At 73.0% G+C, this 26210-nt stretch carries 25 protein-coding genes; 14 read left to right on the top strand and 11 right to left on the bottom strand.

The features are described 5' to 3' along the window. Both ACA511_RS15315 and ACA511_RS15320 read left to right on the top strand, forming a co-directional pair. Window positions 1-924: a hydroxymethylglutaryl-CoA lyase gene (locus ACA511_RS15315; RefSeq protein WP_375024969.1), complete on the top strand. Its 924-nt coding sequence runs from the start codon at window positions 1-3 to the stop codon at window positions 922-924. 5 nt (window positions 925-929) lie between these two features. Then, the gene (locus ACA511_RS15320; protein ID WP_375024970.1) at window positions 930-2078 is read left to right on the top strand and encodes an acyl-CoA dehydrogenase family protein; all 1149 of its coding nucleotides are present in this window, start codon (window positions 930-932) and stop codon (window positions 2076-2078) included. A gap of 66 nt (window positions 2079-2144) precedes the next feature. Here ACA511_RS15320 and ACA511_RS15325 read toward each other — a convergent pair whose 3' ends face one another. Both ACA511_RS15325 and ACA511_RS15330 read right to left on the bottom strand, forming a co-directional pair. Next, window positions 2145-3386 carry a hypothetical protein gene (locus ACA511_RS15325; protein WP_375024971.1) on the bottom strand — a complete coding sequence of 414 codons (1242 nt, stop codon included), beginning with the start codon at window positions 3384-3386 and terminating at the stop codon, window positions 2145-2147. After that, window positions 3376-3900, bottom strand: coding sequence for a SigE family RNA polymerase sigma factor (locus ACA511_RS15330; RefSeq protein ID WP_375024972.1), 525 nt, complete (start codon window positions 3898-3900; stop codon window positions 3376-3378). The genes ACA511_RS15325 and ACA511_RS15330 overlap by 11 nt, the downstream gene beginning before the upstream one ends. Window positions 3901-3991: 91 nt before the next feature. On the opposite strand from ACA511_RS15330, the gene ACA511_RS15335 reads away from it, so the two are divergent. After that, on the top strand, window positions 3992-4735 hold the full coding sequence (locus ACA511_RS15335) for an FkbM family methyltransferase (RefSeq protein WP_375024973.1): 744 nt from the start codon (window positions 3992-3994) through the stop codon (window positions 4733-4735). 10 nt (window positions 4736-4745) lie between these two features. Here ACA511_RS15335 and ACA511_RS15340 read toward each other — a convergent pair whose 3' ends face one another. Then, window positions 4746-5666 carry a LysR family transcriptional regulator gene (locus ACA511_RS15340; RefSeq protein ID WP_375024974.1) on the bottom strand — a complete coding sequence of 307 codons (921 nt, stop codon included), beginning with the start codon at window positions 5664-5666 and terminating at the stop codon, window positions 4746-4748. A gap of 196 nt (window positions 5667-5862) precedes the next feature. Here ACA511_RS15340 and ACA511_RS15345 point away from each other — a divergent pair, with 196 nt between their 5' ends. Then, the gene (locus ACA511_RS15345; RefSeq protein WP_375024975.1) at window positions 5863-7260 is read left to right on the top strand and encodes an alpha/beta fold hydrolase; all 1398 of its coding nucleotides are present in this window, start codon (window positions 5863-5865) and stop codon (window positions 7258-7260) included. A gap of 3 nt (window positions 7261-7263) precedes the next feature. Here the strand turns inward: ACA511_RS15345 and ACA511_RS15350 are convergent, their stop codons facing one another. Then, window positions 7264-7851, bottom strand: coding sequence for a TetR/AcrR family transcriptional regulator (locus ACA511_RS15350; protein WP_375024976.1), 588 nt, complete (start codon window positions 7849-7851; stop codon window positions 7264-7266). Between the two features lie 50 nt (window positions 7852-7901). Between ACA511_RS15350 and ACA511_RS15355 the strand changes: the two genes are divergently transcribed. After that, complete coding sequence (locus ACA511_RS15355) at window positions 7902-8693, top strand: class I SAM-dependent methyltransferase (RefSeq protein WP_375024977.1); 792 nt, start codon at window positions 7902-7904, stop codon at window positions 8691-8693. A gap of 43 nt (window positions 8694-8736) precedes the next feature. Here ACA511_RS15355 and ACA511_RS15360 read toward each other — a convergent pair whose 3' ends face one another. Beyond that, window positions 8737-9651, bottom strand: a complete 915-nt coding sequence (locus ACA511_RS15360; protein WP_375024978.1) for an LLM class flavin-dependent oxidoreductase — start codon at window positions 9649-9651, stop codon at window positions 8737-8739. 99 nt (window positions 9652-9750) lie between these two features. Continuing rightward, window positions 9751-10227 (bottom strand): MarR family winged helix-turn-helix transcriptional regulator, encoded by a 477-nt coding sequence (locus ACA511_RS15365; RefSeq protein WP_375024980.1) that lies wholly within the window; start codon window positions 10225-10227, stop codon window positions 9751-9753. A gap of 132 nt (window positions 10228-10359) precedes the next feature. Here ACA511_RS15365 and ACA511_RS15370 point away from each other — a divergent pair, with 132 nt between their 5' ends. The 9 genes from ACA511_RS15370 (at window position 10360) to ACA511_RS15410 (ending at window position 19967) form a co-directional block, all read left to right on the top strand. Then, window positions 10360-10800, top strand: a complete 441-nt coding sequence (locus ACA511_RS15370; protein ID WP_375024981.1) for a DUF4260 family protein — start codon at window positions 10360-10362, stop codon at window positions 10798-10800. A 225-nt stretch (window positions 10801-11025) separates the two neighbouring features. After that, window positions 11026-12996 (top strand): WD40 repeat domain-containing serine/threonine protein kinase, encoded by a 1971-nt coding sequence (locus ACA511_RS15375; protein ID WP_375024982.1) that lies wholly within the window; start codon window positions 11026-11028, stop codon window positions 12994-12996. Between the two features lie 4 nt (window positions 12997-13000). Continuing rightward, window positions 13001-14836 (top strand): WD40 repeat domain-containing serine/threonine protein kinase, encoded by a 1836-nt coding sequence (locus ACA511_RS15380; protein ID WP_375024983.1) that lies wholly within the window; start codon window positions 13001-13003, stop codon window positions 14834-14836. A 193-nt stretch (window positions 14837-15029) separates the two neighbouring features. Then, entirely contained in the window at window positions 15030-16265 is a 1236-nt protein-coding gene (locus ACA511_RS15385) for a serine hydrolase domain-containing protein (protein WP_375024984.1), read from the top strand. A gap of 70 nt (window positions 16266-16335) precedes the next feature. Then, on the top strand, window positions 16336-16977 hold the full coding sequence (locus tag ACA511_RS15390; RefSeq protein WP_375024985.1) for a VanZ family protein: 642 nt from the start codon (window positions 16336-16338) through the stop codon (window positions 16975-16977). Window positions 16978-17158: 181 nt separating this feature from the next. After that, window positions 17159-18040, top strand: a complete 882-nt coding sequence (locus tag ACA511_RS15395) for a DUF6597 domain-containing transcriptional factor (protein ID WP_375024986.1) — start codon at window positions 17159-17161, stop codon at window positions 18038-18040. A gap of 75 nt (window positions 18041-18115) precedes the next feature. Then, entirely contained in the window at window positions 18116-18757 is a 642-nt protein-coding gene (locus ACA511_RS15400; protein ID WP_375024987.1) for a dihydrofolate reductase family protein, read from the top strand. Beyond that, window positions 18754-19248 carry a pyridoxamine 5'-phosphate oxidase family protein gene (locus ACA511_RS15405; RefSeq protein WP_375024988.1) on the top strand — a complete coding sequence of 165 codons (495 nt, stop codon included), beginning with the start codon at window positions 18754-18756 and terminating at the stop codon, window positions 19246-19248. Before ACA511_RS15400 ends, ACA511_RS15405 begins: the two co-directional genes overlap by 4 nt. A gap of 263 nt (window positions 19249-19511) precedes the next feature. After that, window positions 19512-19967, top strand: coding sequence for an ATP-binding protein (locus ACA511_RS15410; RefSeq protein ID WP_375024989.1), 456 nt, complete (start codon window positions 19512-19514; stop codon window positions 19965-19967). Here ACA511_RS15410 and ACA511_RS15415 read toward each other — a convergent pair. From ACA511_RS15415 to ACA511_RS15435, 5 genes are read right to left on the bottom strand one after another with little or no spacing between them, the layout of a single operon-like run. Then, a complete protein-coding gene (locus ACA511_RS15415) occupies window positions 19897-21249 on the bottom strand; it encodes an FAD-dependent oxidoreductase (RefSeq protein WP_375024990.1) in 1353 nt (450 codons plus the stop codon). The genes ACA511_RS15410 and ACA511_RS15415 overlap by 71 nt on opposite strands. An 11-nt stretch (window positions 21250-21260) precedes the next feature. Continuing rightward, the gene (locus ACA511_RS15420; protein WP_375024991.1) at window positions 21261-22169 is read right to left on the bottom strand and encodes a tryptophan 2,3-dioxygenase; all 909 of its coding nucleotides are present in this window, start codon (window positions 22167-22169) and stop codon (window positions 21261-21263) included. Continuing rightward, entirely contained in the window at window positions 22166-24259 is a 2094-nt protein-coding gene (locus ACA511_RS15425; protein WP_375024992.1) for a dipeptide ABC transporter ATP-binding protein, read from the bottom strand. The genes ACA511_RS15420 and ACA511_RS15425 overlap by 4 nt, the downstream gene beginning before the upstream one ends. 26 nt (window positions 24260-24285) lie before the next feature. Beyond that, window positions 24286-25233, bottom strand: coding sequence for an ABC transporter permease (locus ACA511_RS15430; protein ID WP_375024993.1), 948 nt, complete (start codon window positions 25231-25233; stop codon window positions 24286-24288). Then, window positions 25230-26177 carry an ABC transporter permease gene (locus ACA511_RS15435; RefSeq protein WP_375024994.1) on the bottom strand — a complete coding sequence of 316 codons (948 nt, stop codon included), beginning with the start codon at window positions 26175-26177 and terminating at the stop codon, window positions 25230-25232. The genes ACA511_RS15430 and ACA511_RS15435 overlap by 4 nt, the downstream gene beginning before the upstream one ends. Between the last annotated feature and the right edge of the window lie 33 nt (window positions 26178-26210).

A 26210-nucleotide genomic window follows, 5' to 3' on the forward strand; every position in this document is an offset into this window, starting at 1 on the left:
ATGCGGGTACCTCTCTCCGGTCTTCCGGAGCGGGTCACGATCTACGAGGTCGGGCCGCGGGACGGGCTGCAGAACGAGCAGGCGGTCGTGCCGGCCGGCGTCAAGTCCGAGTTCGTGACCCGGCTGGCGGACGCGGGGCTGCGCACGATCGAGACGACCAGCTTCGTCCACCCGAAGTGGGTGCCGCAGCTCGCCGACGCCGAGGAGCTCCTGAACATCCTGCCGCGTTCGCCGGAGCTGCGCTATCCGGTCCTCGTGCCCAACGAGCGGGGCCTCGAACGGGCGCTGTCCAACGGCGTCACCGAGATCGCCGTGTTCGGCAGCGCGACCGAGACGTTCGCCCGCCGCAACCTCAACCGCACCGTGGACGAGTCCCTCGCGATGTTCGCCCCGGTCGTGGACCGCGCGCGCGCCGAGGGCCTCTGGGTGCGCGCCTACGTGTCGATGGTGTGCGGCGACCCGTGGGAGGGCGACGTCCCCATCTCGCAGGTGGTCTCCGTGGCGTCCCGCATGATGGACATGGGCTGCTCCCAGCTCAGTCTGGGCGACACCATCGGCGTCGGCACGCCGGGCCAGGTCACCGCGCTCATCGAGGCGCTGGGCGAGGCGGGCATCGGCACCGAGCGGCTCGCCGTCCACTTCCACGACACCTACGGGCAGGCCCTCGCCAACACCCTCGCCGCGCTCCGCGCCGGGGTCACCGTCGTGGACGCCTCCGCGGGCGGCCTCGGCGGCTGCCCGTACGCGGAGAGCGCCACCGGCAACCTGCCCACCGAGGACCTCGTCTGGATGCTCGACGGCCTCGGCATCGAGACGGGCGTCGACGTCGGCAAGCTCGCCGCCACCAGCCGCTGGATGGCCGCGCGTCTCGGGCGTCCCAGCCCCTCCCGCGTGGTCCAGGCCATGTCCCCGGAATCGGAGTAGTCCCAATGATCGACTTCACGCTCGGCGACGAGCAGGAGGAGCTGCGGCGGACGGTCGAGCGGTTCGCCCGCGAGAGCGTCGCGCCGGTGATCGGCGACCTGTACGAGCGCGGCGAGTTCCCGTACGAGATCGTCGCCGCGATGGGCAGGATGGGGCTGTTCGGGCTGCCGTTCCCCGAGGAGCACGGCGGCATGGGCGGCGACTACTTCACGCTCTGCCTCGCCCTCGAGGAACTGGCCCGCGTCGACTCGTCCGTGGCGATCACGCTGGAGGCGGGCGTCTCGCTGGGCGCGATGCCGATCTACCGGTTCGGGTCGGCGGAGCAGAAGAAGCGGTGGCTGCCGCTGCTCACGTCCGGCGAGCGGCTGGCCGGGTTCGGGCTGACCGAGCCGGGCGGCGGTTCGGACGTCCCGGGCGGCATGCGCACCACCGCCCGGCTGGACGGCGACTCCTGGGTGATCAACGGGTCGAAGGCGTTCATCACCAACTCCGGCACCGACATCACCGCGTTCGTCACCGTCACCGCGTTCACCGGCGAGGACGAGATCTCCACGATCATCGTCCCGAACGGGACCCCGGGCTTCACCGTCGGGCGCAAGTACTCCAAGGTGGGCTGGTCGTCGTCCGACACGCGCGAGTTGTCGTTCGACGACGTGCGCGTCCCCGCCGAGAACCTGGTCGGCGAGCGCGGGCGGGGGTACGCGCAGTTCCTCCGCATCCTGGACGAGGGCCGCATCGCGATCGCCGCCCTGTCGGTCGGCCTCGCCCAGGGCTGCGTGGACGAGTCGCTCCGCTACGTCCGGGAGCGGGAGGCGTTCGGCAAGGAGATCGGCCGCTACCAGGCCGTGCAGTTCAAGATCGCCGACATGGAGACGCGGGCGCACACCTCGCGCCTCGCCTACTACGCGGCGGCCGCGAAGCTGCTGCGCGGCGAGCCGTTCAAGAAGGAGGCCGCGATCGCCAAGCTGGTCGCGTCCAACGCCGCGATGGACAACGCCCGCGACGCCACGCAGATCTTCGGCGGCTACGGCTTCATGAACGAGTACGCCGTGGGCCGCTTCTACCGCGACGCCAAGATCCTCGAAGTGGGCGAGGGCACCTCCGAGGTCCAGCGCATGCTGATCGCCCGCGCGCTCGGCCTCCCGCCCTCCTGACCGCCCTGCCGCGCGGCACGCCGCCCGCCCCGCGAGCGCGGGACGGGCGGCGGCCGTGCCGGGCCGTCAGCCGATCTTCGAGAAGTCCAGCAGCGTCGTCCCGTCCTTGTTGGTGACGAAGAACTGCGGGTCGCGCGCGTTCGTGCGGGACCCCATCACCTCGTCGTACCGCCGGATGCCGGTGTCGAGCATCGTGCGGGTCTCGACGTCGTACAGCAGGTGGTCCTTCGCCCCGGGACCGTCCGGGTAGTACGGGAGGAACCGCTCGTGGAGGACGCCGGCCGCCGGCGGGACGGCGGTGGCGGGGTCCCCGGGCAGCGCCGTGCCGGCCTTCCCGTCCCTGCGCTGCACGGCGACCGGCCTCTCGCCGTCGTAGCGGACACCGGCCGCGGGACCGCCGACGCACCAGGTCACCCCGCACGACCAGGCTCCCTTGAACGGCGCGAGGCGGGCCCCGCGGCGCTCTCCGGTCCGCACGTTCTCGAGCGTCCGGTACCTGACGTACCCGAGCTCGTCCTCGTGGGACGCCGGTGAGCCGATCCAGGGCCAGGACACGATCCCGAAGCCCTCGGTGCCGGGGATCTTCGCGGGCGCGCCGCCCGAGAGCGGCGTCCTGTACACGCCGCCGCTCATGGCCCACACGGCGGCGTCCCCGTCGACGAGCAGCGCGGAGACCTCGGCCCCCGGCATCCCGGCGATCTTGTGCGCGGCGCCGCCGGCGACCGGCGCGCCCCAGATCTCGACCGTGTCGCGGCCGCCGGCCCGGTACGACAGCCACCAGACGACCTGGCCGCCGCCGACGCTGAAGTCGGACGCGAAGACCTTCGACCCGTGCGGGATCACGATGTCGGTGATCGCCTTGGCCCGGCGCGCGCCGAGGTCGTAGGACCACAGCCGGTCGGGGCGCTGCAGGGACGACTCGGTCGCCCCCACCAGCACGTCGCCGTCCAGCAGCGCGACGGGCCGCAGGAGGCTCCCGTTCGGCAGCCGGGCGGGAAGCTTCCGGACGGCGTCCGGCCACCGTTCGCGCACCTTGACCGGGGAGCCGAGGTCGCCGCGCGCCACCGGCTTCAGCGCGCCGGCCGCGGCGACGGGCACCGCGTCGCCGCCGGTCCCGAGCTGCGCGCCGAGCACGCCCGCCCCGCCGAGGACCACCGCGGTGGTGAGCGCGGCGGCCGACATCTTGCGGCGCCGCCTGCCGCGATGCACGGCCTCCACCCGGCCCAGCAGCTCGGGCCGGACGGACGGCGCCTCCTGCGCAGCGGTCGTCAGCGTGCCGCGCAGCGCGCGGTCCAGATCATCGGTCATCGGTGCCTCCCACCGTCTGCGCGGCGGCCGGGCGCCAGTCCGCACGAAGCTTGCCGAGCGCGCGGGCCGCCTGGCTGCGGACCGTTCCGCGCGAGATGCCGAGCGTCCGGGCGATCTCCTCGTCGGGCAGGTCCTCGTAGTAGCGCAGGACCAGCACCGCCCGCTGCCGCCGGGGCAGCGCCGCCAGCGCCTCCCACAACCGCGGGTCGTGCTCGGCCCGCTCCAGCCCCCGGTCGTCGTAGTGCCGCTCCGGGACGCTGCCCATCAGGTGCTCGCGCCTGCGCCGGCGCCACGCGCTGATGTGCTGCCGCGCCATGATCGTGCGGACGTACCCCTCGGGGTCGCGCTTGTCGACCACCCGCCCCCAGGCGCCGCGCAACCTGACCAGTCCCTCCTGCAGCAGGTCGGCCGCGTCATCGGCATTGCCGGTGAGGACGAAGCCGTACCGCAGCAGAGCCTGCGCGCGGCTCGCCACGAACTCCTCGTACCCCACGCCGTCGTCGTCGTCGTCCAAAGGCCCGTCCTTCCCATCGCCCCCAGGACGCCCGAGCTCCCGATTCTGTTGCACGCGGCGCTTCGCGGACGGGGCGCGGTAGGGTCGGCGGATGCTGCTGCGCGCCTACGGAATCGCCCGGTCGCTGGTCATGTACTACGGGGTTCCGGGCAAGCACCGGCGCGCGACGCGCCTCTACGGCGAGTTCCTCGGCTCCGGCGACGTGGCCTTCGACATCGGCGCCCATGTGGGCGGCCGGGTGCGGGTGTGGCGGCGGCTCGGGGCGCGCGTGGTGGCGGTCGAGCCCCAGCCCGACTGCCTGCGCGTGCTGCGGCTCTTCTTCGGCCGCGACCGGGACGTCGCGATCGTGCCGGGCGCGGCGGGCGCGAAGCCGGGGAAGGCGAAGCTGGCCCTGTCGTCCGCGACGCCCACGGTGTCCTCCATGTCGCCCGGCTGGATCGAGTCGGTGACGGCCGACAGCAGCTTCGCCCACGTCCGCTGGGACCGCTCCGTCGAGGTCGAGGTGACCACGCTGGACGACCTCATCGCGGCCCACGGCGTGCCGGCCTTCTGCAAGATCGACGTGGAGGGCTTCGAGGCGGACGTCCTCGCGGGGCTCTCCCAGCCGGTCCCCGCGCTGTCGTTCGAGTACATCCCGTCGGCGCATGACGCGTCCATGGACGTACTGGCCATCGTCGAGCGGCTCGGCCCGTACGAGTACAACTACTCCCCCGTCGAGACGATGCGGTTCGCCAGTCCGCGCTGGCTCGACGGCGACGCACTGCGGCGGCGACTCGAACGCATCCGGCCGCGCGGCCGCTCCGGCGACGTCTACGCCCGCCTCCGCTCGGGCTGACCCGCCCCGATCAGTCGGGGTCGGCGGGCAGCCAGTCCCGGTCCGGGTCGTACTCCAGCCAGCGGTGCCGCCGCCCGCGCTCGGCGAAGCCGCGCAGCAGCGCCGGGACCATCGGGTGCGGGGCCTGCCGGGGCCACACCAGGGACCAGGCGTAGAGCGGGGTCGGGTCCACGACGGGGACGGCCCGGATTCCCGGACGGCCCGGCAGCGGCGCGTCGGAGGGGAACAGCGTGACGCGTCCGGGCTCGTCCCGCAGGCCGGCCAGGAGGTGGTCGACGCCGAGGTTCGCGCCGCCCTGCACGGCGCGGACGCCGAACTCGTCGCAGAACCGCCTGAGGAAGTCGAGCCGGCCGGGCGCCGCCGGGAACCACAGTTCGCGGCCCGCGAGGTCGGACGGGCGGACGCAGGACGCCGACGCCATCGGATCCTCCGCGCTGACCAGCACGTCCACGGGTTCGAGCCGGACGACGCGGTGCGCCAGGCCGTCCGGCAGCGGCGGGTGGACGCGGCCGAACCCGGCGTCGGCGTCGCCGCGCAGCAGCGCCGCCGCCGCGGCGGGCAGGTCGCGGCTCATGCCCAGTTCGACGGTCAGTTCGGGCCGCTCGCCGATGACCGGGCCGACCGTCCGGGCGGGGCCGTAGAGGTGGCCCCACACGTCCAGGCGCAGCGGCCCGGCGCCCGCGTGGACCGCGCCGAGGGCGGCGTCGGCGGCGCGCAGCGCCTCCCGCGCCGGTTCGCGGAAGCGCCGCCCCGCCTCGGTGAGCCGCACGCCGCCCCGGGCGAAGAGCGCGACCCCGAGTGATCTCTCCAGCGCGGCCACGCGCTTCGACACCGCCTGCTGGCTGATCGCCAGGTCCTCGGCCGCGCGCCCGAAGTGCAGGTGGTCGGCGACGCCGAGGAACGCGCGCACCTGGCCGAGGTCGAGGTCCATGCCTCCCATCGTGGACGACAACCGACGGTTGTCAATCCGGCCCGCCGGTTGTTGGACCGGCCCCCGGCCGCGGCGCTTTCCTGTGGGTATGCCGGAGCTCGGCCGTCGCCGGCCGGCGCGAGAGCGCGGCCGTCCCGACCGATCTGCGTGAGCGCCGCATGCGCGGCAACGCCGTCCCGACTCTGGAGAACGACCGATGAGCGCCTTCTTCGACGAACCCGCCGGACCCTTCATCGACGCGAACCGCTCGCGCGCCATCGCGGCGGGCATCGACCCCTACCGGTACGACGCGGTCACCGGCGGGCTGGCGTCGCTGCCCGAGTGGCCGGACGCGTTCGCCCGGACGGCCCGGGAGCACTCCGCCCTGGCCGAGCGGGCGCGGCTGCCGCGTTCCGCCGGTGAGGCATACCGGGACGCCGCCCTCTGGTTCCACTTCGCGACCGTCCTGCCCAACCCGGACCTGGCCGCGCACGGACGGTTCGCCGCCGCGTCGGCCGACGCGCTGCGCCGCTCCCTCGCGCTGCTCGCCCCGGACGCCGAGCACCTCGCCGGGCCCGGCTTCACCGGCGTCCTGCGCCGCCCGTCCCCGGACGCGCCACTGATCGTCCTGGTGCCCGGCATGAACTCCGGCAAGGTCGAGTTCATGCCCGTCGCCGAGGCGCTCGTCCAGCGGGGGCTCGCGGTCCTCGCGATCGACGGTCCGGGCCAGGGGGAGCTGGCCGTCCGCGGCGCCTGGGAGCCGGAGTACCACCGGGTCGTCCGGCGGGCCCTCGACGCGGTCGCCTCGCCGCCCGACGCCATCGGCGTGATCGGGCTCAGCATGGGCGGTTTCCTCGCCTCCGTCGCCGCGCACCATGAGCCGCGGATCCGCGCGGCCGTCACCGTGAGCGGCCCGACCGCCCTGGCCTGGGACGAGCTCCCGCCGTACGTGACGGAGACGTTCGTCCTGCGGACGGGCGGCGAGACCGCCGCCCGCGAGTTCGCCCGCCGGGTGGGCGCGCCCGCCGTCCGGCAGCCGCTCCGCGTCCTGGACGGCGGCCTGGACGTGATCCCGGGCGTCGCGAACGGCGCGGAGCTGGCCCGCCGGTCCGGCGGCGAGTACGTGCTGGTCCCCGAGGGCGGCCACCTGCTGGAGAACACGCGCTGGACGTGGCTCCCCGAGACCCTCGACTGGCTCGCCGTGCGGCTGAGCCGCGACCCCGCGCTCGTCGTCACCCGCTACGTCGAGGCCGTCGCGGACGGCGACCTGGACACGATCACCGCGAGCTTCGCCGACGACGCCACCTGGACGTATCCGGGCGACCTGCCGCTCACCGGCACCTGGCGGGGCCGGGACGCGATCGTCGGCGACTTCCTCGGCGGCGCCGGACGGCTGTTCCGGCCCGGCGGGGAGCCCGAGGTCGTCCTCACGAACGTGATCGCCGACGGGGAGCGGGTCGTCGCCGAATGGACGTCCCGCGGCACGGCGCGGAACGGCCGCGCCTACGACAACGCGTGCCTGGGCGTCTTCACCGTGCGGGACGGCAGGATCACGTCGGTCCGCGAGTACACCGACACGCAGCACGTGGAGCGCACGCTCTTCGCCGCCGAGTAGCGGTCACCGGACGACTCCGCCGACGACCGCGGACACCATCTTCTGGACGGCGTCGCGCTCCGGGCGGGGGCCGGAGCGGTCGGCGAACAGGAGGTGCGCGGCGCCGATCAGGGTCGGGGCGAGCGTCTCGACGTCGGCGCCGGGCGCGAGGCGGCCGAGGTCGCGCTCGGCGGCGAGGTAGGACTCGATCACGCCCACCGCCTCCGTCAGGACGGGGACGCCGGCCGGCAGCGTCCGCCGGAGCAGGACGCGCAACTGGGTCCGGAAGGTGACGAGCGGGACGATCGCGACGGCGACCGACTCGAACAGCGCCGTCAGCGCGTCGGTGAGGTTGCCGCCGACCGTGCCGGTCCCGGCGGACTCGCGCAGCGCGGCGGCCTGCGGGTCCATCCGGTCGACGCGGTCGATGACGAAATCGGCGAGGAAGGCGTCGAAATCGGCGAAGTGCCGGTGCAGGACGCCTTTGGCGACGCCCGCTTCGTCGGTGACCGCGCGGCTGGTCAGCGCGCTCGGGCCGTCCCGCAGCAGGATCCGCTCGGCGGCGTCGAACAGCTGCTCGCGCACATCGCGGAGGGCCACTCCTGTCGGCACCGCGCATCCCTTCGCTCGACGAGTGGGCACGTGCCCACTATGGTGGGCGCATGCCCACTCTATCGAACGAGCCTCATCGCCAGCGGCAGATGGCCGAGTCGTTCGGCGCGGACGCCGACCGCTACGACCGGACCCGCCCCAGCTATCCCGACGCCCTCATCGCACGGCTCGCCGCCGCGGGCGCCGACGTCCTCGACGTCGGCTGCGGGACCGGCATCGCCGCCCGGCAGTTCCAGGCGGCCGGCTGCCGTGTGCTCGGCGTCGAGCCCGACGCGCGGATGGCCGAGCTGGCCCGGCGCACCGGGATCGAGACCGAGATCGCGACGTTCGAGACCTGGGACCCGGCCGGACGGACGTTCGACACGGTCGCCGCCGGGCAGGCGTGGCACTGGGTGGACCCGGACGCCGGCGCGGCCAAGGCGGCGCGGGCCCTGCGCCCCGGCGGCCGCCTGGCCGTGTTCTGGAACGCGTTCCGGCTGCCGTCCGGCCTCGACGAGGCCGTCGCCTCCGTCTACCGCCGGGCCGCGCCCGACTCGCCGATCGTGATGCGCGCGATGTCGGCCGCCCCGAACGCGTACACGCCGCTGAACGCCGCGGCGGCCGACGGCATGCGGCGGGCGGGCGCGTTCGGCGAGCCCGAGGAGTGGCGGTTCGAGTGGGAGCGCCACTACACCCGCGACGAATGGCTGGAGCAGGTGCCGACGTCCGGCATCCACGGCCGGCTCTCACCGGAGCAGCAGGAGGAGGTGCTGGCCGGCATCGCCGCCGCCATCGACGCGGCGGGCGGCGATTTCACGATGGGTTACACCACCGTGGCGGCCGTGGCGTCCCGCGTCCGGTGAGGTCGCTCGGCCGGCGGGGCGCCCGGCCGGGCCGGGCGCCCCGTCAGCCCCTCTCCTTCGCGACCGCCTCGCGCACGGCCGGGGCGATCTCCTGCGCCCAGCGCGCCAGGGCGCCGGGGTCCTGCGTCCCGCCGCCGGGCGAGAAGAGCGTGAAGCCCGCCGCGCCGTGGTCGAGGACGGCCTCGGTCAGCTCGTCGGCCCACTGGGCGGCGGAGCCGCCGGTCCAGCGTCCGCCGCGGTCGCGCGTGGCGGCCGCGGGCCGGTCGGTGATGCGGCCCGGGAGGTTGAAGATCGTGCGGACCTCGCGCGGGTCGCGGCCGGCGGCCCGCGCCGCCTCGTCGATGACCGGCCGCGACGTCCGGTACCGCTCGCTGCGCCAGTCCGCGGCGTGGCCGGGGATCCAGCCGTCGGCCACCCGGCCGGTGGCGGCCAGGGACTTCGGGCCGACCGATCCCGTCCACACGGGCGGCGCGTCGACCGGGGCGGGCTCGATCTCGTCCACCCGGTAGTGGCGGCCGCGGTGGGTGACCGGCGGGCCGCCGCCCGACAGCTTCCTGACCAGGACGATCGCCTCCTCGAACGCGTCCACGGCGTCGCCGGGCGACAGGCGCGGCACCCCCATGTCGGCGATCCGGTCCCACAGCCCGCCCGCGCCGATGCCGAGGATGACGCGGCCGCCGGACAGCGCCGACAGGGACGTCACCGTCCGCGCCAGCATGGGAGCCGGGCGGGTCGGCAGGTTGGTGACGTTGGCGAAGCCCGCGATCCGCCGCGTGCCTCCGAGGAGGAAGGCGAGCGAGGCGTAGGCGTCCAGGCGCTCGCCGATGTAGGGGTGGTCCGACAGCGAGAAGTGGTCGAGGCCGTCGCGGTCCGCCTGGCGGACCAGGTCCAGGAGTTCGGCGAGGTCGCCGAAACCGGAGTGCGCGCCGAAGCCGAAGACGACGTCTTGTGCGGACATTTTCATCCCTCTTCCTCGCGACCATGAATGAGTTCGCACTACGAACCATATTAGTTCGTAGTGCGAACTGCAACCCGTCCGGTCGGCGGAGCCGCGGCCTCAGGGCTCGCGAGCGGTCCCTTCGGGCGGTTCCGCGAAGACGATCGGGACCTCGTTGTCCAGCACGACGCGGCCGAGCAGACCGGCGAGCGCGTCGCGTTCGGCGGGGCCGAGCCCCGCCGGAAGCCGGTCGACCCGCCGGCAGGTCTCGGCGTAGAACTCCTCGACCAGACCGGCGCCCTTGGCCGTCAGCGCGACCCGGACGGCGCGCATGTCCTGCGGATCCGGTTCGCGCCGGACGAGGCCGTTCCGCTCGGTACGGTCCACCAGGCCGGTGAGACTCGACTTGGCGAGCCCCAGCATCGCCCCCAGTTCGCCCATTCCCCGCGGCTGCGCCATCAGGACGCACATCAACTGCCCCTGCTGCGACGTGATGCCGTACTCCCGCGCCGACTCGGCGTAGACCGCGTTCACCAGGAACGCGCCCCGCACGAGCGCCGAAACGACGCCGATCCGCCCCTCACCCTGCTTGCCCACCCGGCCAGCGTACTCCCCATAGTTCGTGCGGCGAACTACCGCGTGGCCGCGCCCGCCGCCCCGGCGGCCGGCCGGGTTCACCTCTGCATAGCTTGACAGCTAATGATATTAGCTTTACGTTGGCTAACGAGCTTGGCCAACGCCTCGGAGGTCATCGACATGAGCACCGCCACCGCCGCCGGCGGGTACTCCGCCACCCGGATCGCCCGCCGCGCCGCCTGGTCCCTCAACGCACTGTTCTGGGCGGCCTTCGCCGTGCTCGAAGGCGTCAACCACGGCTGGCTCGCCGCGCTCCTCGCCGCCGCGTTCTTCATCGCCCCCGACCTGACCTTCCTCGCGGGACTGCGGGACGCGCACAAGACCGAGCACGGCCGGCTCCCGCCGCGCGCCGTCCCGTACTACAACGCCGCCCACCGGGCGCTCGTCCCGCTCGCGCTCATGGCGATCTACACCTTCACTCCCCTGGCCTGGGCGCCGCTGTTCGCCGCGCTGTGCGGCTGGATGGCCCACATCTCCCTCGACCGCGCCCTCGGCTACGGTCTCCGCACGAAGGAAGGCTTCCAGCGCACCTGACCGCCCGCCGGACCCGGTGAAGAACCCCACAGGGCGCGTGTCCAGCGCAACGACGCGACGACAGCGCGGGCGACCTGCCGGACGTCGCGACCCGCAGTGGCTTCGTCCAGCCCGGCGGTTGGACGGGGCATGCCGTGCGTCACAGTGCGGGGGGAACGGCGTCGAAGAGACATTTGTGTCTGCTAGACATTCCCCGTACGCGTCCCGACCCACGACGGGTGAGACATGGAGCCCCTGCATCCCGGCGATCCCCGGCGGATCGGCCCCTACGAGCTCGAGGCCCGGCTGGGCGCGGGCGGCATGGGGCAGGTGTTCCTCGGCGAGTCGCCCGGCGGCCGCCGCGTCGCCGTCAAGGTCGTCCGCGCCGAGTACGCCGAGGACGAGCGGTTCCGGCGGCGGTTCGCCCGGGAGGTGGAGGCGGCCCGCCGGGTCGGCGGGTTCCACACCGCGCAGGTCGTGGACGCCGATCCCGAGGCCGAGTCGCCGTGGCTGGTGACCGCGTTCATCCCCGGTCCGTCCCTGCGGGAGGTGGTCGCCGAGCGCGGGCCGCTCGATCCGGACGCGGTGCGGGCGCTCGCGGCGGGGCTGGCGGAGGGGCTGGCCGCGATCCACGCGTGCGGGCTGGTGCACCGCGACCTCAAGCCGGGCAACGTCATCATGGCGGCGGACGGGCCCCGCATCATCGACTTCGGCATCGCCCTCGCAGCCGACGCGACCGTGCTGACCTCGCACAACGTGGTCGTCGGCACCTACGCGTACATGTCGCCGGAACAGGTGCTCGGCGATGTCCCCGGGCCGCCCGGCGACGTGTTCTCCCTCGGCTGCGTCCTCGCCTACGCGGCGACCGGCGGCGGCCCCTTCGACGCGACGTCCATCCCGGCGATCGTCCACCGCGTCCTGCACGAGGAGCCGGACCTTTCGGCGCTCCCCGAGGACCTGCGCAATCTGATCGCCGCCTGCCTCGCCAAGGAACCTGAGCGGCGGCCGACGCTGGACGCGCTCATCAGCACGCCGCACAGCATCGAAGCCCCGGCACCGCATCCGGCGTCCTCGCCGGACGACGCGGTCAGCACGCACGCGAACGCGACGCGCGTCGCGACCCGGGAGCAGGACGCCCCGGCCGTCGCGCCCGCCGGCCCGGCGCCCGTGGGCCGGCGAGCGCTGCTCATCGGTGGGGGCGTGGTCGCGGCGGCCGCCACCGCAGGCGTCCCGGCCGCGCTGTTCCTGACCCGGGGCGACGGGACGGGCAGAGCCGCACCCCCCGCCCCCGCACCCCGTCCGAAGGGCCTGGTCTCGCCCAGCGGTTCGCTCACCGTCAGCGACGTCAAGTCCCTCAGCGAGGTCGCCGTCACCGCCGACGGCCGGACCATCGCCGCCGGGGGCCTGGACTCCACGATCACGCTGTGGGACGTCGCCACCGGACGCGTCCTGCGGACGATCAAGAAGACGGGCTGGGTGAGCGCGCTGGCGTTCAGCCCGGACGGCCGGTCCCTGGCCAGCTCCTGCAGCACCCCCGGCCTCCTGCTCATCTGGGACGCGGCCACCGGCCGCCTCAAGGTGAACGTGCGGAGCGGGGAGTTCGGGCTGAACTCGCTGGCCTACAGCCCGGACGGCCGCACGATCGCGGGCGCCAACCCCGACGCCCAGCTCTTCGACTCCGACTCCGGCCGAAGGCTGGCGTCGTACGACCTCCGCCACAGCGGCGTCAACGCGATCGACTGCAGCCCGGACGGCCGGCTCGTCGCGGCAGGCGTGGACGGGTACTACAGGAAGCCGCCCGGCAACACCGTCCAGCTCCTCGACGGCCGGACGCTCCGCAAGCGCGGCCAGCTGGTCGGCCACACCGCGAACCTGACCGGCGTGGCGTTCAGCTCCGACGGGAGGCTGCTGGCCAGCAGCGCCGCCGACAAGACCGTCCGGATCTGGGACGTCGCCACCCGGCGCGCCGTCCGCGTGATCAAGGCGGGCGAGGCGACGGTGCGGGACACGAAGTTCTCCCCGGACGGCTCGTCCGTCCTCGCCGCCTGCTCCGACCGGACCATCCGGATCTGGAACGCCGCCACCGGGGTCCTCACCTCGACGCTCGTCGGCCACGCCCAGCCCGTCGAGAGGATGGTCCTCACACCTGACGGCCGGACCGTGGCCGGGGTGGGCGGCACCAAGGCCGACAACACCGTGACCCTCTGGAAGGTCTGACCCCTTGGATCCGCTCCGCAGCGACGACCTCCGCCAGGTCGGCCCCTACCGGCTGGACGGACGGCTGGGCGCCGGCGGCATGGGCGAGGTGTTCCTCGGCTCCTCGCCGAGCGGGCGCAAGGTCGCGGTGAAGGTCGTCCGCGCCGAGTACGCCGCCGATCCGGGGTTCCGCAAGCGGTTCGCCCGCGAGATCGAGGCGGCCCGCAAGGTCGGCGGGTTCCACACCGCGCAGGTCGTCGACGCCGACCCGGAGGCGGCGTCGCCCTGGATGGTGACCGCGTTCGTGCCCGGCCCGTCGCTGCGGCAGGTCGTGCTGCGCCAGGGGCCGCTCGCGCCGTCCGAGGTCCGCGCCCTGGGCCGGGGCCTCGCCGAAGGTCTGGCCGCGATCCACGCGTGCGGGCTGGTGCACCGCGACCTCAAGCCCGGCAACGTCATCATGGCCCCGGACGGTCCCCGGATCATCGACTTCGGCATCGCCCGCGCGTCCGACGCGACCGCGCTGACCTCGGCCGGCGCGGTCGTCGGCACGTTCTCGTTCATGTCGCCCGAGCAGGTGCGCGCCGACGCCACCGGCCCGGCGAGCGACGTGTTCGCGCTCGGCTGCGTGCTCGCTTACGCGGCGCTCGGCCGCGGCCCGTTCGACGCGCCGACCATCCCGGCGATCGTCCACAAGATCGTCGGCTCGCCGCCGGACATGGCCGGCCTCACCGACCCGCCGCTCCGCGACCTGGTCGTCCGCTGCCTGGAGAAGGACCCCGCGCGGCGGCCGTCCGTCCAGGAGGTCCTGACGGGGCTCGCCGCCGGACCGCCGCGCCGGGTGCCCCGCCGCGCGTTCCTCCTCGGCGGCGCGGCCGTGGCCGCGACCGCCGCCGTGGCCGTCCCGGCCGTCCTGCTGTGGCCCTCGGACGCGCCCGGGGCCGGGCGGAACGTCCCGAAGACCCCGGTCGGCGTGCCCACCGGCGTCGTCCTGCCGAGCTCGGAGGTCGCGCTCTTCGACGTGGCGTTCTCCCCCGACGGCAGGTCCCTGTGGGGCGCGGGCTTCTCCTCGATCCTGCGCTGGGACCTGGCCACCGCGCAGGTCGCCGCCCGCAAGATCGAGGACTCCGACAAGACCTACCGGCGTCCCATGGTCTTCAGCCCCGACGCCGAGACCCTCGCGACCGGCGGCGACGACGGGGCCGTCCACCTCTGGGACGTGGCGTCCGGGCGGGTCCGCAAGACCTTCACCGAATCACGGAGCGTCCAGGCGCTCGCGTTCGGCCCGGACGGACGGTCACTCGCCGTCAGCAGCGGAAACGGCCCCAAATACGTGCAGATCTGGGACACCGTCACCGGACGGGCCGTCCAGATGAAGACCGACTACCACGCCAAGGCCCTCGCCTTCTCCCCGGACGGCGGGACGCTCGCCGGCGACCGCTCCTACTCCGGGCGCTTCACCCTCTGGAGCGCCTCGGACGGCGACGGCACCGAGATCTCCCCCCGCAACGCGACCGAGGTCCCGTGCCTCGCCTTCAGCCCGGCGGGGAACGTCGTCGCGGCCTCCACCGGCGGCTACTACGGCTACGAGCTGCACGACGCGGACGGCGGCGAGCTCAAGACGGCCGTCAAGGACCTCGGCGGCGAGGTCCGGGCCCTCGCCTTCAGCCCGGACGGCGACACCCTCGTCACCGCCGACAAGAAGAACATCCGCCTGTGGCACCTCCCGTCGGGCCGCAACACGGCGACGCTCCCCGGAGACTCCGACAACGACCAGTCCGTCGCCTTCTCCCCCGATGGCCAGAGCTTCGCCACCACCAGCGGCGCCGGCACCACCCACCTCTGGACGTTCGGCTCCGCCTGACACCCGGAAGCGCGTCCCTTCGCGCACGGCGATGCGCCCGGGGTGCGGTCACAGCCGGGTCACAGCTTCTGGCGCCGTGCTGTGACCGTCCGCCGGATAGGAATTGCGGCGGAAGGTGATCCCGGAATGCGGCCGCCTCGCGCGAGTTCCCTTCAGCGGAGGCCGGTTCGTCGATCAGGAAAAGGGTGTGGTCATGGACGCGGATTCCGTACGCGGTGTCGACCGGCGGCGGTTGCTGGGGTGGGGCGGGCTCGCGGCGGGCGCGGCGTTTGTGGGCGCCCGGCCCGCGCACGCCGACCCGGCTCCGCCCCGGCCCGACGTCCCGCCGGACGCCCGGCCCGGCGGGGCCTACGACCGGTACGTGGCGAAGCTGGCCGCCGAGGACAGGTTCTCCGGCGTGGTGCTGCTGTCGCACCGGGGCCGGACGGTCCTGTCCCGCAGCTACGGAATGGCGGACAAGGAGAAGGGGATCCGCAACCACGAGGGCGTCGCGGTCAACCTCTCCTCGGGGATCCAGCCGTTCCTCTCGGTGGCCGTCCTGCAATTGGTGCAGCAGGGCAAGATGGGACTGGCGGACACGGTGGGCGCCCATTTGACGGGCTTCGCCGAGGACGTCGCCGAGCAGGTGACCGTCCACCATCTGCTCACCACCACGTCCGGGCTGAACGCCCCGAAGCTGGACCTGCAACGCGTCTTCCGCAGCAAGGAGGAAGTGCGCGAGTTCAACCGGCGGTGGACCCGGCAGGCGGAGCTTGCGGTCCCTCCCGGCTCGGGCGACCAGGCCCACACCAACGGCGCGGGCGCGGGCCTCGCCATCGCCGCGCAGATCGTGGAGGCCGTGACCGGCACGACGTACTGGGACTACGTGCACGAGCACATTTTCCAGCGCTGCGGCATGACCGGCTCGGCGTTCTACACCAGGCCGCAGTGGCTCGCCGACGAGCACATCGCGCACTCGTACATGCGGCAGGCCGACGGCAGCCGGGTGGACGCCGTCCGCAACCTGGACAAGGGCAGCATGAACCCGCCCATCCTCGGCAAGAACCCGGGCCGCGCGTTCATCGGCTACGCCACGGACGACGGCTTCGCCACCGCGCCGGACCTGGTCCGGTTCGCGCACGCGCTACGCGACGGCACGGTGCTGGACAAGCCCTTCGCCGACCTGCTGACCGGCGCCAAGTTCCCCCGCGCGGCGGGCCGCGACGGCTCCCCGCTCGCCCAACCGTCGTTCACGGGGTACACGGGCCCGATCAAGATCATCGACGGCCAGTGGCTGTTCGGCCGCGGCGGCGGCACCGGCGGCAGCTCCGCCAACTGGAACGTCTACCCGGACACCGGCTGGGTCGGCGTCGTCCTCAGCAACTACGACGACGTGCCGATCCAGGACATCCTCCAGCAGGAAATGCGAGCGATCACCGGCCGACACTGACGCACGGCCGGCGATCGAAGAAGTCATAGACCGGCGAGCGGACGCCGGGGGCGGATGAAAGCGGGGAAGCGTGATCTTCAGGAGCTGGCACGGCCTGGTCGGCACATTCACCGGCGTCGTGTTCATCACGGTGGCCGTGCTCCCGCTGGTCGCGCTGGGGGCGTGGGCCCTGGCGCGCCGCCGGAGCGCGGCCGGCGCCCGGAGGGCGGCGTGGCGGACGTCGCTGGCCGACGTCGGCATCCTCTACGGGACGGTCCCCTGGGTGTGGATGATCATGCTGCCGGGCGGCCGCGCCGGAACCGTCCCCGGCCGGGTGAGCCTGGTACCGCTGCGGGACCTGGTCACGATGTCCACGGGCCAGATCATCGGCAACCTGCTGGTGTTCGCGGCGCTGGGCCTCCTCGTCCCGCTGCGGTTCCCTGCGCTGGCATCCGTGCCGCGGATCCTGGCGCTCGCGGCGGCTTGCTCGGCCCTGGTCGAGACCGCGCAGTACGTCCTGCAACTGGACCGGGTGTCCTCGGTGGACGACGTCCTGCTCAACGCCGCAGGCGCCGGGCTGGCCGCGCTGGCGTCCCGCCGCTGGTGGCGCACCACGGCCACATCGGCAGACCGGCCTCACACGGCGGGGCGTCGCGAGGGAACTCAAGACGGCGAAGCTCCGGGCCGCACCCAGTCCGGCGGCGAGCCGTTCACAGCGTCGGGAGGCCAGTGAGCAGCAGTGCGTCGCCTCGCCCGCCGGCGCGCTCTACAGTTCCACCAAGGGCGCCGCCCCCGCCCGCTCGCAGGCCGCCGCGGAGGAGTCCGCCTTCGTCCACGGCATCACCCTGGACGTGGACGGCGGCCGGACCGCCACGGCCGTCATCGCCGCCAGACCGTCCGAAGGGATCTTCTGGATGGACGTCCGAACCCGAGATCCGCAGCCGACCGGGCCCATGGAATACGTCGGCCGGGTGCCCGCCCCGCCGCTCGACCTGTTCATCGACGATATCTACTGCCTGACCGGGGTGCCGCGCCACCGCCGGATGAACGTCCCGCCGATGCCGTCGGCGCACTTGTTCGTCAACCTGGGCGAACCCGCCCGCCTGTGGGATTCCGATCCTTCGGTGCCTTCGGCGGCGTTCCCCGACGGATGGTTCATGGGTACGTGGACCAGGCGTTTCCTCTACGAGTACCCCGCCCGGGTGCGGCTCGTCGGAGTCCATTTCAAGCCTTGGGGGATCTCGCCGTTCATCGACATGCCCGCGAGCGAGTTGCGGAACCGGTGGGCGCCGGTCGACGCCGTCTGGCGGCGGTCTCTGGACCGGATCCGCAACCAGGTCGGCGACACCGCGTCGGCCGCCGAGGCACTCCGGGTTCTGGAGGAGGAGTTGCGGTCGCGGCTGGCCGAAGCGCCGTCGCGCGGTCTCGGCCTCGTCCGGCACACGGGCAGGCGGCTGGAGGCGTCCCACGGCGCGATCCCGGTCGCCGCACTGGCCGCTGCCGCCGGCGTGAGCGGCAACCATCTGGCCGAGCAGTTCAAATGCCATGTCGGGGTCACCCCGAAGCGGGTGGCGCGGATCTACCGGTTCGCACGGCTGATCCTGTCGGTGGACGCCCTGCGCCCGGTCGACTGGTCGGAGCTCGCCCACACGGCGGGCTACTTCGACCGGGCCCACTTCACCAGGGAGTTCAAGGATTTCACCGGCCATACACCGACGGATTACCTGGACCTGCGGCGCCGGTTCCCCGCCGATCGGGGATTCCCGCCGGACAATGGCCCGATGCCCGCCGATTGATTTTTTACATGCCCGGTCGCGCCCTCGGGCGGCAGGATCGGCGGCGAACGCGCAGCGGACTTCGAGGAGGACCCCATGGGCACCGTGATCATGCACAGCGTGGTGTCGGTGGACGGCTTCATCGCGGACGGGAACGACGACGTGGGGCCGCTCCACGAGTGGTACTTCAGCGGGGACGTCCCGCTCACCGGGGGCGGGGACGAGGAGTACGACCATTCCGGCTCCGGGAGCGCCATCAAGGTGTCGCGCGCCTCGGCGGAGTACGTTCGGCCCATGTGGGAGTCGATCGGGGCGATCGTGATGGGCCGCCACCTGTTCGACCTGGTCAACGGCTGGGAGGGCCGGCCCCCGGCGGGCGACCACGTGGTCGTGGTATCGCACCGGCCCAAGCCGGACGGCTGGCACCCCGAGGCGTCCTACCACTTCGTCGACGACGTGACGGCCGCGATCCGCAAGGCCCAGGAGCTCGCCGGGGACCGGGTCGTCAGCGTGAACGCCGGCGAGGTCGGCGGCCAGATCTTCGTGGCCGGCCTCGTGGACGAGGTGGCGATGGACGTCGTGCCGGTGGTATTCGGATCGGGCAAACGCTACTTCGGCGGCATCAGCGGGCAGCACCTGCTGGAGGAACCCGACGTGCTCGTCCAGGGCGACCGAGTCCTCCACCTCAAGTACAAAGTGCGCCGCCAGGCAACCGGCCGCCGCCTCAAGGACACGTGATCACCGTGGACGACCTGGACGCACACGCCCGCTCGCTCATCGACGCCAACCTGTACCTGACGCTCGGCACCGCCGACGCGAACGGCCGGCCGTGGGTCTCGCCCGTGTACTTCGCGACGGCCGACTACGCCGAGTTCTACTGGGTGTCCGCCCGCGACGCCGACCACTCGCGCAACATCGCGCGGCGTCCGCAGGTGAGCATGGTCATCTTCGACTCGCAGGTGCCGGCCTACCACGGCCGCGCGGTCTACCTCTCGGCCACGGCCACGGAACTCTCCGGCCGCGACCTCGACCGCGGCATAGCCGTCTACCCCGGTCCGGCGACGCGAGGCGCGACCGGGATAACCCTTGACGACGTCATCGCCCCATCGCCCTACCGCCTCTATCGCGCCGACGTCACCCAAGCGTCCGTCCTCTGCCCACGAGAACCCCGGCGACCCTGCCCCCTGCACGCGATCAACGCCGACCACCGAACCCCCGTCCACCCGTGACGACGCGCGGACCAGCGGCCATGGCACCACCCGATCGGACGGCTCTCACTCACCGCGGACGCCGCTTCGATGACGTGAGCGCATCCTGATCTTGATGTCGCCGTCACCGTGCCGCGCCACTTCATGCAGGCCGAGCCGTTCGTAGAGGCCAGGGCACGATGGTTGACCGCCAGCACGTCCAGAACGGCGGTGACGATCTGCCAACGTCCGGAATCGAAGGCACGCGAGTGAAAGTCGCGCTGAGCCCGCTCATCCCAGGCCTTGTGCAGCAGAAAGCAGAACTCGTCATCGGCAGGCGTCGCCGCCCGCAGCCCAACGACAGCCACACCGTCTCCCCACCCCGCCACGACGTCAGCCGGGCGGCCGGCCACGCGCGGGGGTGGCTGCGGGACGTGCTGGGCGACCACCCCGTGCTGGACGACGCCTCGCTCTGCCTGAGTGAGCTGGTCACCAACGCACTGCGGTACACCGAGTCCGGGAAGGACGGTCAGATCCGTGTTGAGGTGACCCACTCGGACGAACTCGTCCGCGTCGAGGTCATCGACGACGGCGGCTCCAACACCGTCCCGCATCTGGCCACGGTGGACGAGATGGACGTCTGCGGACGCGGCCTGCGCATCGTCGCCTTCCTGGCAACCGACTGGGGCGTCAGCGAGCGCGACGAGGGCCACGCGGTGTGGTTCGAGATGCGATGTGTCGTAGGCCGATCGCGGCCGTGAGTCCGGCTATCGTCGCCGCCCCTGCCAGGACGCGCCATTGGTGCTTCGCGCGGCGTTCTACCTGCGCGTAGGGCTTGGTGGAGAACGAGACGAGTTCGTAGCGGGACGTCCACACTCCGGGGAGGGCCTTCTGCAGTGCGTTCTCGGTCTTGCGGGTGGCTTTGAAGAACGGCGAGGCGACCTTGTCGCGCATCTCGGTGAAGTTCTCCAGCGCCATCCGTGCGATGGCGTCGGCGTTGGCCTTGCGCCGATTCTCGTACAGCGGGAGGGCGAGTTCCCAGGTGTCGGCGGTTTCGGTGAGGCAGTGGTCGAGTTCTACGACGTCCTCGAAGGCGCAGTTCGCGCCCTGCCCGTAGAACGGGACGATCGCGTGGGCGGCGTCGCCGATCAGCGCCGTCCGTCCGCCCGGCACGTGCCATGTGTCGCACCGGACGGTGCCGAGCCTGCCGATGGGATTGCCGAGATAGTCGTCCACCAGGCCGGGAGAGAGCGGCGGCAGGTCCGGGTAGTGGGCTTCGAAATGCTCCTGCACGGCGGACGGGCTGTCGAACGCCGCGAATCCCGATGGGCCATCTCCGGGCCAGAACAGCGTGCAGGTGAACGACCGGTCGGGGTTCGGGAGGGCGATCATCATCGCGTTCCCGCGCGGCCAGATGTGCAGCGCTTCGGGGTTCAGTGCGAACTCGCCGTCCACCGCGGGAATGGTCAGTTCCTTGTATCCGTGGTCGAGGAATTCGACGTCCTCCCGGATCACGCCTGCCGCCACCAGTTGTGCGCGGGCGGCCGATCCGGCGCCGTCGGCGCCGAGCACGACCGACGCGGTGACGCGCACCGCGCCTTCGGGGGTCTCGAATTCGAGTGAACGCGTGGCGGGGTCGAGGGCGGTGAGGCGGTGGCCGAAGTGCAGCGTCACGCCGTCCGCGGCCTCGGCGGCGTCGATCAGCGCGTTGTTGAGCGCGCCCCGGCTGATCGAGTTGATCGCCTTGTCGCCGTCCCGGCTGTACGGCTGGAAGTCCCGGGGACCGGCCACCGGGTGGATCATCCGGCCGCGCATCGGCAGGGCGTCCGCCATGACCCGCCGCTCCAGGCCGATGCGGCGGAGGGCGTCCAAGCCGCGTTCGGACAGGGCGAGGTTGATGGAGCGTCCGCGCTCGCCGTCGCCCGCGCGCGGGTCGGGCCTGCGCTCGTACACGGTGACCCGGTGGCCGCGCCCGGCGAGGTAGCAGGCGAGGAGGGAGCCGGTGAGGCCGGCTCCGACCACGGCGATGTCGACCTTCGTCATCCTCGGCTCTCCTACATGTAGGTGCGGGCGGACCACAGTTCCGGGAAGACCTCCCTGGCCATGCTGCGCTGGAGCCAGTGGAGCCCGTTCGAGCCGCCGGTGCCCGCCTTGGCGCCCATCGAGCGGCGGACGGACATCAGATGCTGGTAGCGCCAGTCGCCGAACCGCTCGGCGACGTCGGTCAGCGCCTCGCCGAGCATGCGGAGATGGTTGTCGGGGCCGGTGTCGGTGTAGACCTCCACCCAGGCGGCCTCGACCGCCGAGTGCGGCTGGTGTTCCAGGGAGAGGTCCCGGCCGAGCAGGTCGGCCGGGATGTCGTGGCCCTTCCGGGCGAGCAGGGCGATGGCGTCGTCCCAGAGGCTGGGCGCGCGCAGCGCCTCCGCCAGTTCCGCGTGGACGTCGGGCTGCCGCCGGAACGGCCGGACGAGCGACGCCGTCTTGAGCCCCAGCAGGAACTCCAGGTGCCGGTACATCGCGGACTGGAATCCCGAGCCCTCGCCCAGCTTGTCGCGGAAGCGGTTGAAGTCGGTCGGCGTCATCCAGCGCAGGCCGCGCCAGCCGGCGTTGAGCCCCTCCAGGTGCAGGGACGCCCTGCGCAGCGGCGGCAGGGCGCCCCACACGTCGTCCTCCCTGATCAGGCGCTGCCCCTCGCGCAGCTCATGGCGGACGAGCCCGAAGTACAGCTCCATCACCTGGCTGATCACCAGGAACGACATCTCTCCGGGGTCGTCGCTCAACGTCTGCTGCAGGGTGTGCAGCGTGCTGGCGTGGACGTAGGCGTCGTACGGCACGCGGCCGGTGAACGCCAGCGTGGGCTCTCCCCCGCCGGCGGCGGCGCGGTCGGCGCGCTCCCGCTCCGTCACCGGGCAGATCGACGGTTCGAGGTCGGTGTTCACCGGCGTCCTTTCTGCGAGTGTCATCGGTCAGCGACCTGGGCGGCGGCGGGCTGCGGGTCGCGCAGCGGGAAGTGGCACGCCGCCGTGTGGCCCGGGTCGAAGCCGCGCAGCACCGGTTCCTCCGCGGCGCACAGGGCCTGCGCGCGGGGGCAGCGGGTGCGGAAGCGGCAGCCGGACGGCGGGTCGAACGGGCTGGGCATCTCGGCGTCCATGCCGTCCTGGTCGCCGGGCGGCCCGGCGGCCGGGTCCGGCTCGGGGATCGCGGCGATCAGCCCGGCGGTGTACGGGTGCGCGGCGCGCAGGTAGATGTCGTCCGGGGAGCCGACCTCGACCAGCTTGCCCAGGTACATCACCCCGACCGTGTCCGCCAGGTAGCGGACGACGGTCAGGTCGTGGGAGATCACCACGTAGGTGAGCCCGTGCTTGGCCTGGAGCCGCCTCATCAGGTTGAGCACCTGCGAGCGGATCGAGACGTCGAGGGCGCTCACCGGCTCGTCGGCCACGATCACGTGCGGGTTGAGCGCCAGTGCGCGGGCCAGCGCGATGCGCTGCCGCTGGCCGCCGGAGAACTCGTGCGGGTAGCGCTCCAGCACGCTGTGCGGCAGGCCGACCTCGTCGAGGAGGCCGCGGATCGCGTCCAGCTGCTCCTTCGCCGACCCGATCCCCTGCGCGGCGAACGGCTCGCGCAGGATGGCGCCGATCCGCATGCGAGGGTCGAGCGCGTCGAACGGGTCCTGGAACATCATCTGGAGGTCGCGGCGGTGGCGGCGCAACTCCCGTCCGCGCAGCCCGCCGAGTTCGGCGCCGAGGGCGGTGACGCCGCCGGACGACGGCTTCTCCAGTGCGACGATCATCCGCGCGAGGGTGCTCTTGCCGCAGCCCGACTCCCCGACCAGGCCGAACGTCCGGCCCTGCGCGACCTCGAACGACACCCCGGACACGGCCTTGACGCCGCGCCGCCCGCCGCGCAGCGGCGACCTGCCCGCCGCGTACTCCCTGGCCAGGTCGCGGACGGCGAGCACCGGCCCGGCCGCCCGTTCCGGCGGCTCCGGCGCGGCCGGATCGGCCGCGGCGGCCGGGGCGGCCGGGGCCGGCGGCGCGGTCGCGGCGAGCGGGCCGTCGACCGGGTTCCAGCAGGCCAGCGTGTGCCCCGGCCGGTCCTCGGCGAGCACCGGCTCCTCGCTGCGGCAGCGGTCGGTGGCGTGCGCGCACCGGGCGGCGAAGCGGCAGCCCGCGGGCGGGCGGGCCAGGTCGGGCGGGGAGCCGGGAATGGAGTAGAGGGCCTGCCCGCGCGGCTGGGTCAGCCGCGGCGTGCAGGCGAGCAGGGCCTGCGCGTACGGGTGCCGCATGCCCGTGAACAGGTCGCCGGTGCGGGCGCTCTCGACGATGCCGCCGGCGTACATGACGCTGACCCGGTCGGCCCACTGCGCGATCACGCCCATGTCGTGGGTGATCAGCAGCATGGCCATGCCGAGCCGGTCCTTGAGGTCGTGCAGCAGCCGGAGGACCTGGGCCTGGACGGTCACGTCGAGCGCCGTCGTCGGCTCGTCCGCGATCAGCACCTTCGGCTCGCAGGACAGCGCCATCGCGATCATGACCCGCTGGCGCAGGCCGCCGGACAGCTCGTGCGGGTACTGGCCGAGCCGTTCGGCGGGCCGGGCGATGCCGACCAGCGCGAGCATCTCCGACGCCCGGTCGCGGGCCTCCTTCGGGCTCGCGCCGCGGTGCAGCCGGACCGGCTCGGCGACCTGGTCGCCGATGGTCTTGGTGGGGTTCAGCGACGTCATCGGGTCCTGGAAGACCATGGCGATCTCGTTGCCGCGGATCCGCTGGTAGTGCTTCTCCGGGAGGCCGACCAGCTCCCGTCCGGCGAGCTTGACCGACCCGGCCGTGACGCGTCCGCCGGGCGGGAGCAGGCCCATGACCGAGAGCCCGGTCATCGACTTCCCGCACCCGGACTCCCCCACCAGCCCGAGGGTCTCGCCCCGGCGCAGGCGCAGGTCGACGCCGCCGACCACGCCCGCGTCCGACTTGCGGAGCCGGATGCCGACGGACAGGCCCTCGATCGCCAGGACGCTGTCGTCGTCCGGTGCCGGGTGGGCGTCGGGGTTCATGTGCGACCTTCCTGCGCGGGCGGGCATCAGCGCCGCCTCAGCCGTACGTCGATCGAGTCGCGCAGCGCGTCCCCGACGAAGTTGAACGCCATGACCACCAGGACCAGGCAGCCGCCGACCGGGTAGATCAGCCACCAGGAGCCCGCCAGCAGGTAGGACACCCCCGCCGACAGCTGCGTCCCCCACTCGACGTCCGGGTAGTTGAGCCCGAAGCCGAGGAAGCCCAGCAGCGACACCGCGATGATCGCGTCGGCGACCTGGAAGGTGATGTTGACGATCACCACGCCGAGCGCGTTCGGGATCAGGTGCCGGGCGACGATCCGCGCCTTGGTCGCCCCCATCACCGTCGCCGCCGCGACGAACCCGCGCGAGCGCAGCGTCAGCACCTCGGCCCGGACGAGGCGGGCCGGCGCGAGCCACGAGAACGCGCCCAGGATCAGGCTCAGCGACAGCACCGTGGAGCTGAACCGGGTGGCGACGATCAGCACGATGAACAGGAACGGGATCGACAGCAGCGTGTCGACCACGCGCATCATGAACCCGTCCACCGCACCGCCGGCGAGACCGGCGACGGTGCCGTACAGGGTGCCGATCCCGGTGGCGATCAGCGCCGCGAACAGCCCGATCTGGAGCGACGCCCGGCCGCCCAGCATGATCCGGCCGAGCACGTCGAAGCCCTGCGCGTCGGTGCCGAGCGGGTGCCCGCCGCCGGGCGCCAGGAGGCTGCTCACGGGGTCGACGGTCACCTGGTCGGTCGCGTACAGGTACGGCCCGGCGAAGCAGAACAGGACGAAGAAGACGATGATGCCGAGGCCGACGACGGCGAGCCGGTTCTGGACGAACTCCCGCGCGGTGAGCCGCCATCCGCTCATGGTGTCCGGCAGGCGGACGCCGCGGACGTCCGGCGCGGTCAGCGTCGCCGCCCCGCCGGCCTTGCCGGTCCTGTCGGGCTTGTCGGTCGGGGATTCGGTCATGCGCGCCGCGTCCTCGGGTCGGTGGCCGCCACGAGCACGTCCGCCACGAGGTTCCCGAGGACGGTCAGCGTCGCGGCGACCAGCGTGTAGCCCAGCAGGACGGGATAGTCCTGGTTGTTCAGGCCGTTGAAGAAGAGCAGCCCCAGCCCCGGGTAGTTGAAGACGGACTCGACCACCAGGTTCCCCGCCAGCAGGAGCGGGATCGACATGCCGATCAGGGTCACCAGCGGCACGCAGGCGTTGCGCAGCAGGTGCCGGGTGAGCACCAGGCGCATGGACAGGCCCTTCGCCCGCGCCACCCTGATGTAGTCCTGCGCGAGCTGGTCGAGCGCCGCGGACCGCTGGTATCTGGAGTACATCGCGACCGTGACCCCGGTCAGCGTCAGCACCGGGAGCAGCATGGCGCGCGGCTCGGTGAAGACGACGAAGTCGGAACTGGACTGCGCCGCCTGCGCGGGCAGCACGCCCAGCCCCATCGCGAAGAACTGGATCAGCAGCATCGCGAGCAGGAACACGGGCATCGAGTAGGTGACGAAGGTGAGCGCGGTCAGCACGTTGTCGCCGACGCTGTTGCGCCGCACCGCCTGGAACACCCCGAGCGGGACGGCCACGGCGATCGCGAGGACGAGCGCGACCGCCGACAGCATCGCCGTCCGGCCCGCGTTCTCCGCCAGCAGCGCGTTCACGCTCTGGTTCAGCTTGTAGGAGTGGCCGAGGTCGCCGTGGAGCAACCCGCCCAGGTAGTCGAGGTACTGGACGACGAGCGACCGGTCGTAGCCGTGCTCCCGGTCGAAGGCGGCCACCGCCTCCGCGCTCGCCTGGACGCCGAGGATCGCCCGGCCCGGGGACCCGGACATCCCGTGCAGCAGCAGGAAGGTGATCAGTGAGACGCCCAGGATCACGATCGCCGACGTTCCCAGCCGCCGCAGCACATACTGGACCACGCCCTGCCTCCTTTCGTTTCGACGGCCGTCTCC

Origin of the sequence: Actinomadura sp. GTD37, assembly GCF_041951365.1 — a bacterium.
Taxonomy (GTDB): Bacteria; Actinomycetota; Actinomycetes; order Streptosporangiales; family Streptosporangiaceae; genus Spirillospora.

Excerpts from the sequence above, each read along its gene's own strand:
- ACA511_RS15315 (WP_375024969.1), top strand. The coding sequence starts at position 1 with ATGCGGGTACCTCTCTCCGGTCTTCCGGAGCGGGTCACGATCTACGAG.
- ACA511_RS15320 (WP_375024970.1), top strand. The coding sequence starts at position 930 with ATGATCGACTTCACGCTCGGCGACGAGCAGGAGGAGCTGCGGCGGACG.
- ACA511_RS15325 (WP_375024971.1), bottom strand. The coding sequence starts at position 3,386 with ATGACCGATGATCTGGACCGCGCGCTGCGCGGCACGCTGACGACCGCT.
- ACA511_RS15335 (WP_375024973.1), top strand. The coding sequence starts at position 3,992 with ATGCTGCTGCGCGCCTACGGAATCGCCCGGTCGCTGGTCATGTACTAC.
- ACA511_RS15340 (WP_375024974.1), bottom strand. The coding sequence starts at position 5,666 with ATGGACCTCGACCTCGGCCAGGTGCGCGCGTTCCTCGGCGTCGCCGAC.
- ACA511_RS15345 (WP_375024975.1), top strand. The coding sequence starts at position 5,863 with ATGAGCGCCTTCTTCGACGAACCCGCCGGACCCTTCATCGACGCGAAC.
- ACA511_RS15355 (WP_375024977.1), top strand. The coding sequence starts at position 7,902 with ATGCCCACTCTATCGAACGAGCCTCATCGCCAGCGGCAGATGGCCGAG.
- ACA511_RS15360 (WP_375024978.1), bottom strand. The coding sequence starts at position 9,651 with ATGTCCGCACAAGACGTCGTCTTCGGCTTCGGCGCGCACTCCGGTTTC.
- ACA511_RS15375 (WP_375024982.1), top strand. The coding sequence starts at position 11,026 with ATGGAGCCCCTGCATCCCGGCGATCCCCGGCGGATCGGCCCCTACGAG.
- ACA511_RS15385 (WP_375024984.1), top strand. The coding sequence starts at position 15,030 with ATGGACGCGGATTCCGTACGCGGTGTCGACCGGCGGCGGTTGCTGGGG.
- ACA511_RS15395 (WP_375024986.1), top strand. The coding sequence starts at position 17,159 with ATGGACGTCCGAACCCGAGATCCGCAGCCGACCGGGCCCATGGAATAC.
- ACA511_RS15400 (WP_375024987.1), top strand. The coding sequence starts at position 18,116 with ATGGGCACCGTGATCATGCACAGCGTGGTGTCGGTGGACGGCTTCATC.
- ACA511_RS15415 (WP_375024990.1), bottom strand. The coding sequence starts at position 21,249 with ATGACGAAGGTCGACATCGCCGTGGTCGGAGCCGGCCTCACCGGCTCC.
- ACA511_RS15420 (WP_375024991.1), bottom strand. The coding sequence starts at position 22,169 with ATGACACTCGCAGAAAGGACGCCGGTGAACACCGACCTCGAACCGTCG.
- ACA511_RS15425 (WP_375024992.1), bottom strand. The coding sequence starts at position 24,259 with ATGAACCCCGACGCCCACCCGGCACCGGACGACGACAGCGTCCTGGCG.
- ACA511_RS15430 (WP_375024993.1), bottom strand. The coding sequence starts at position 25,233 with ATGACCGAATCCCCGACCGACAAGCCCGACAGGACCGGCAAGGCCGGC.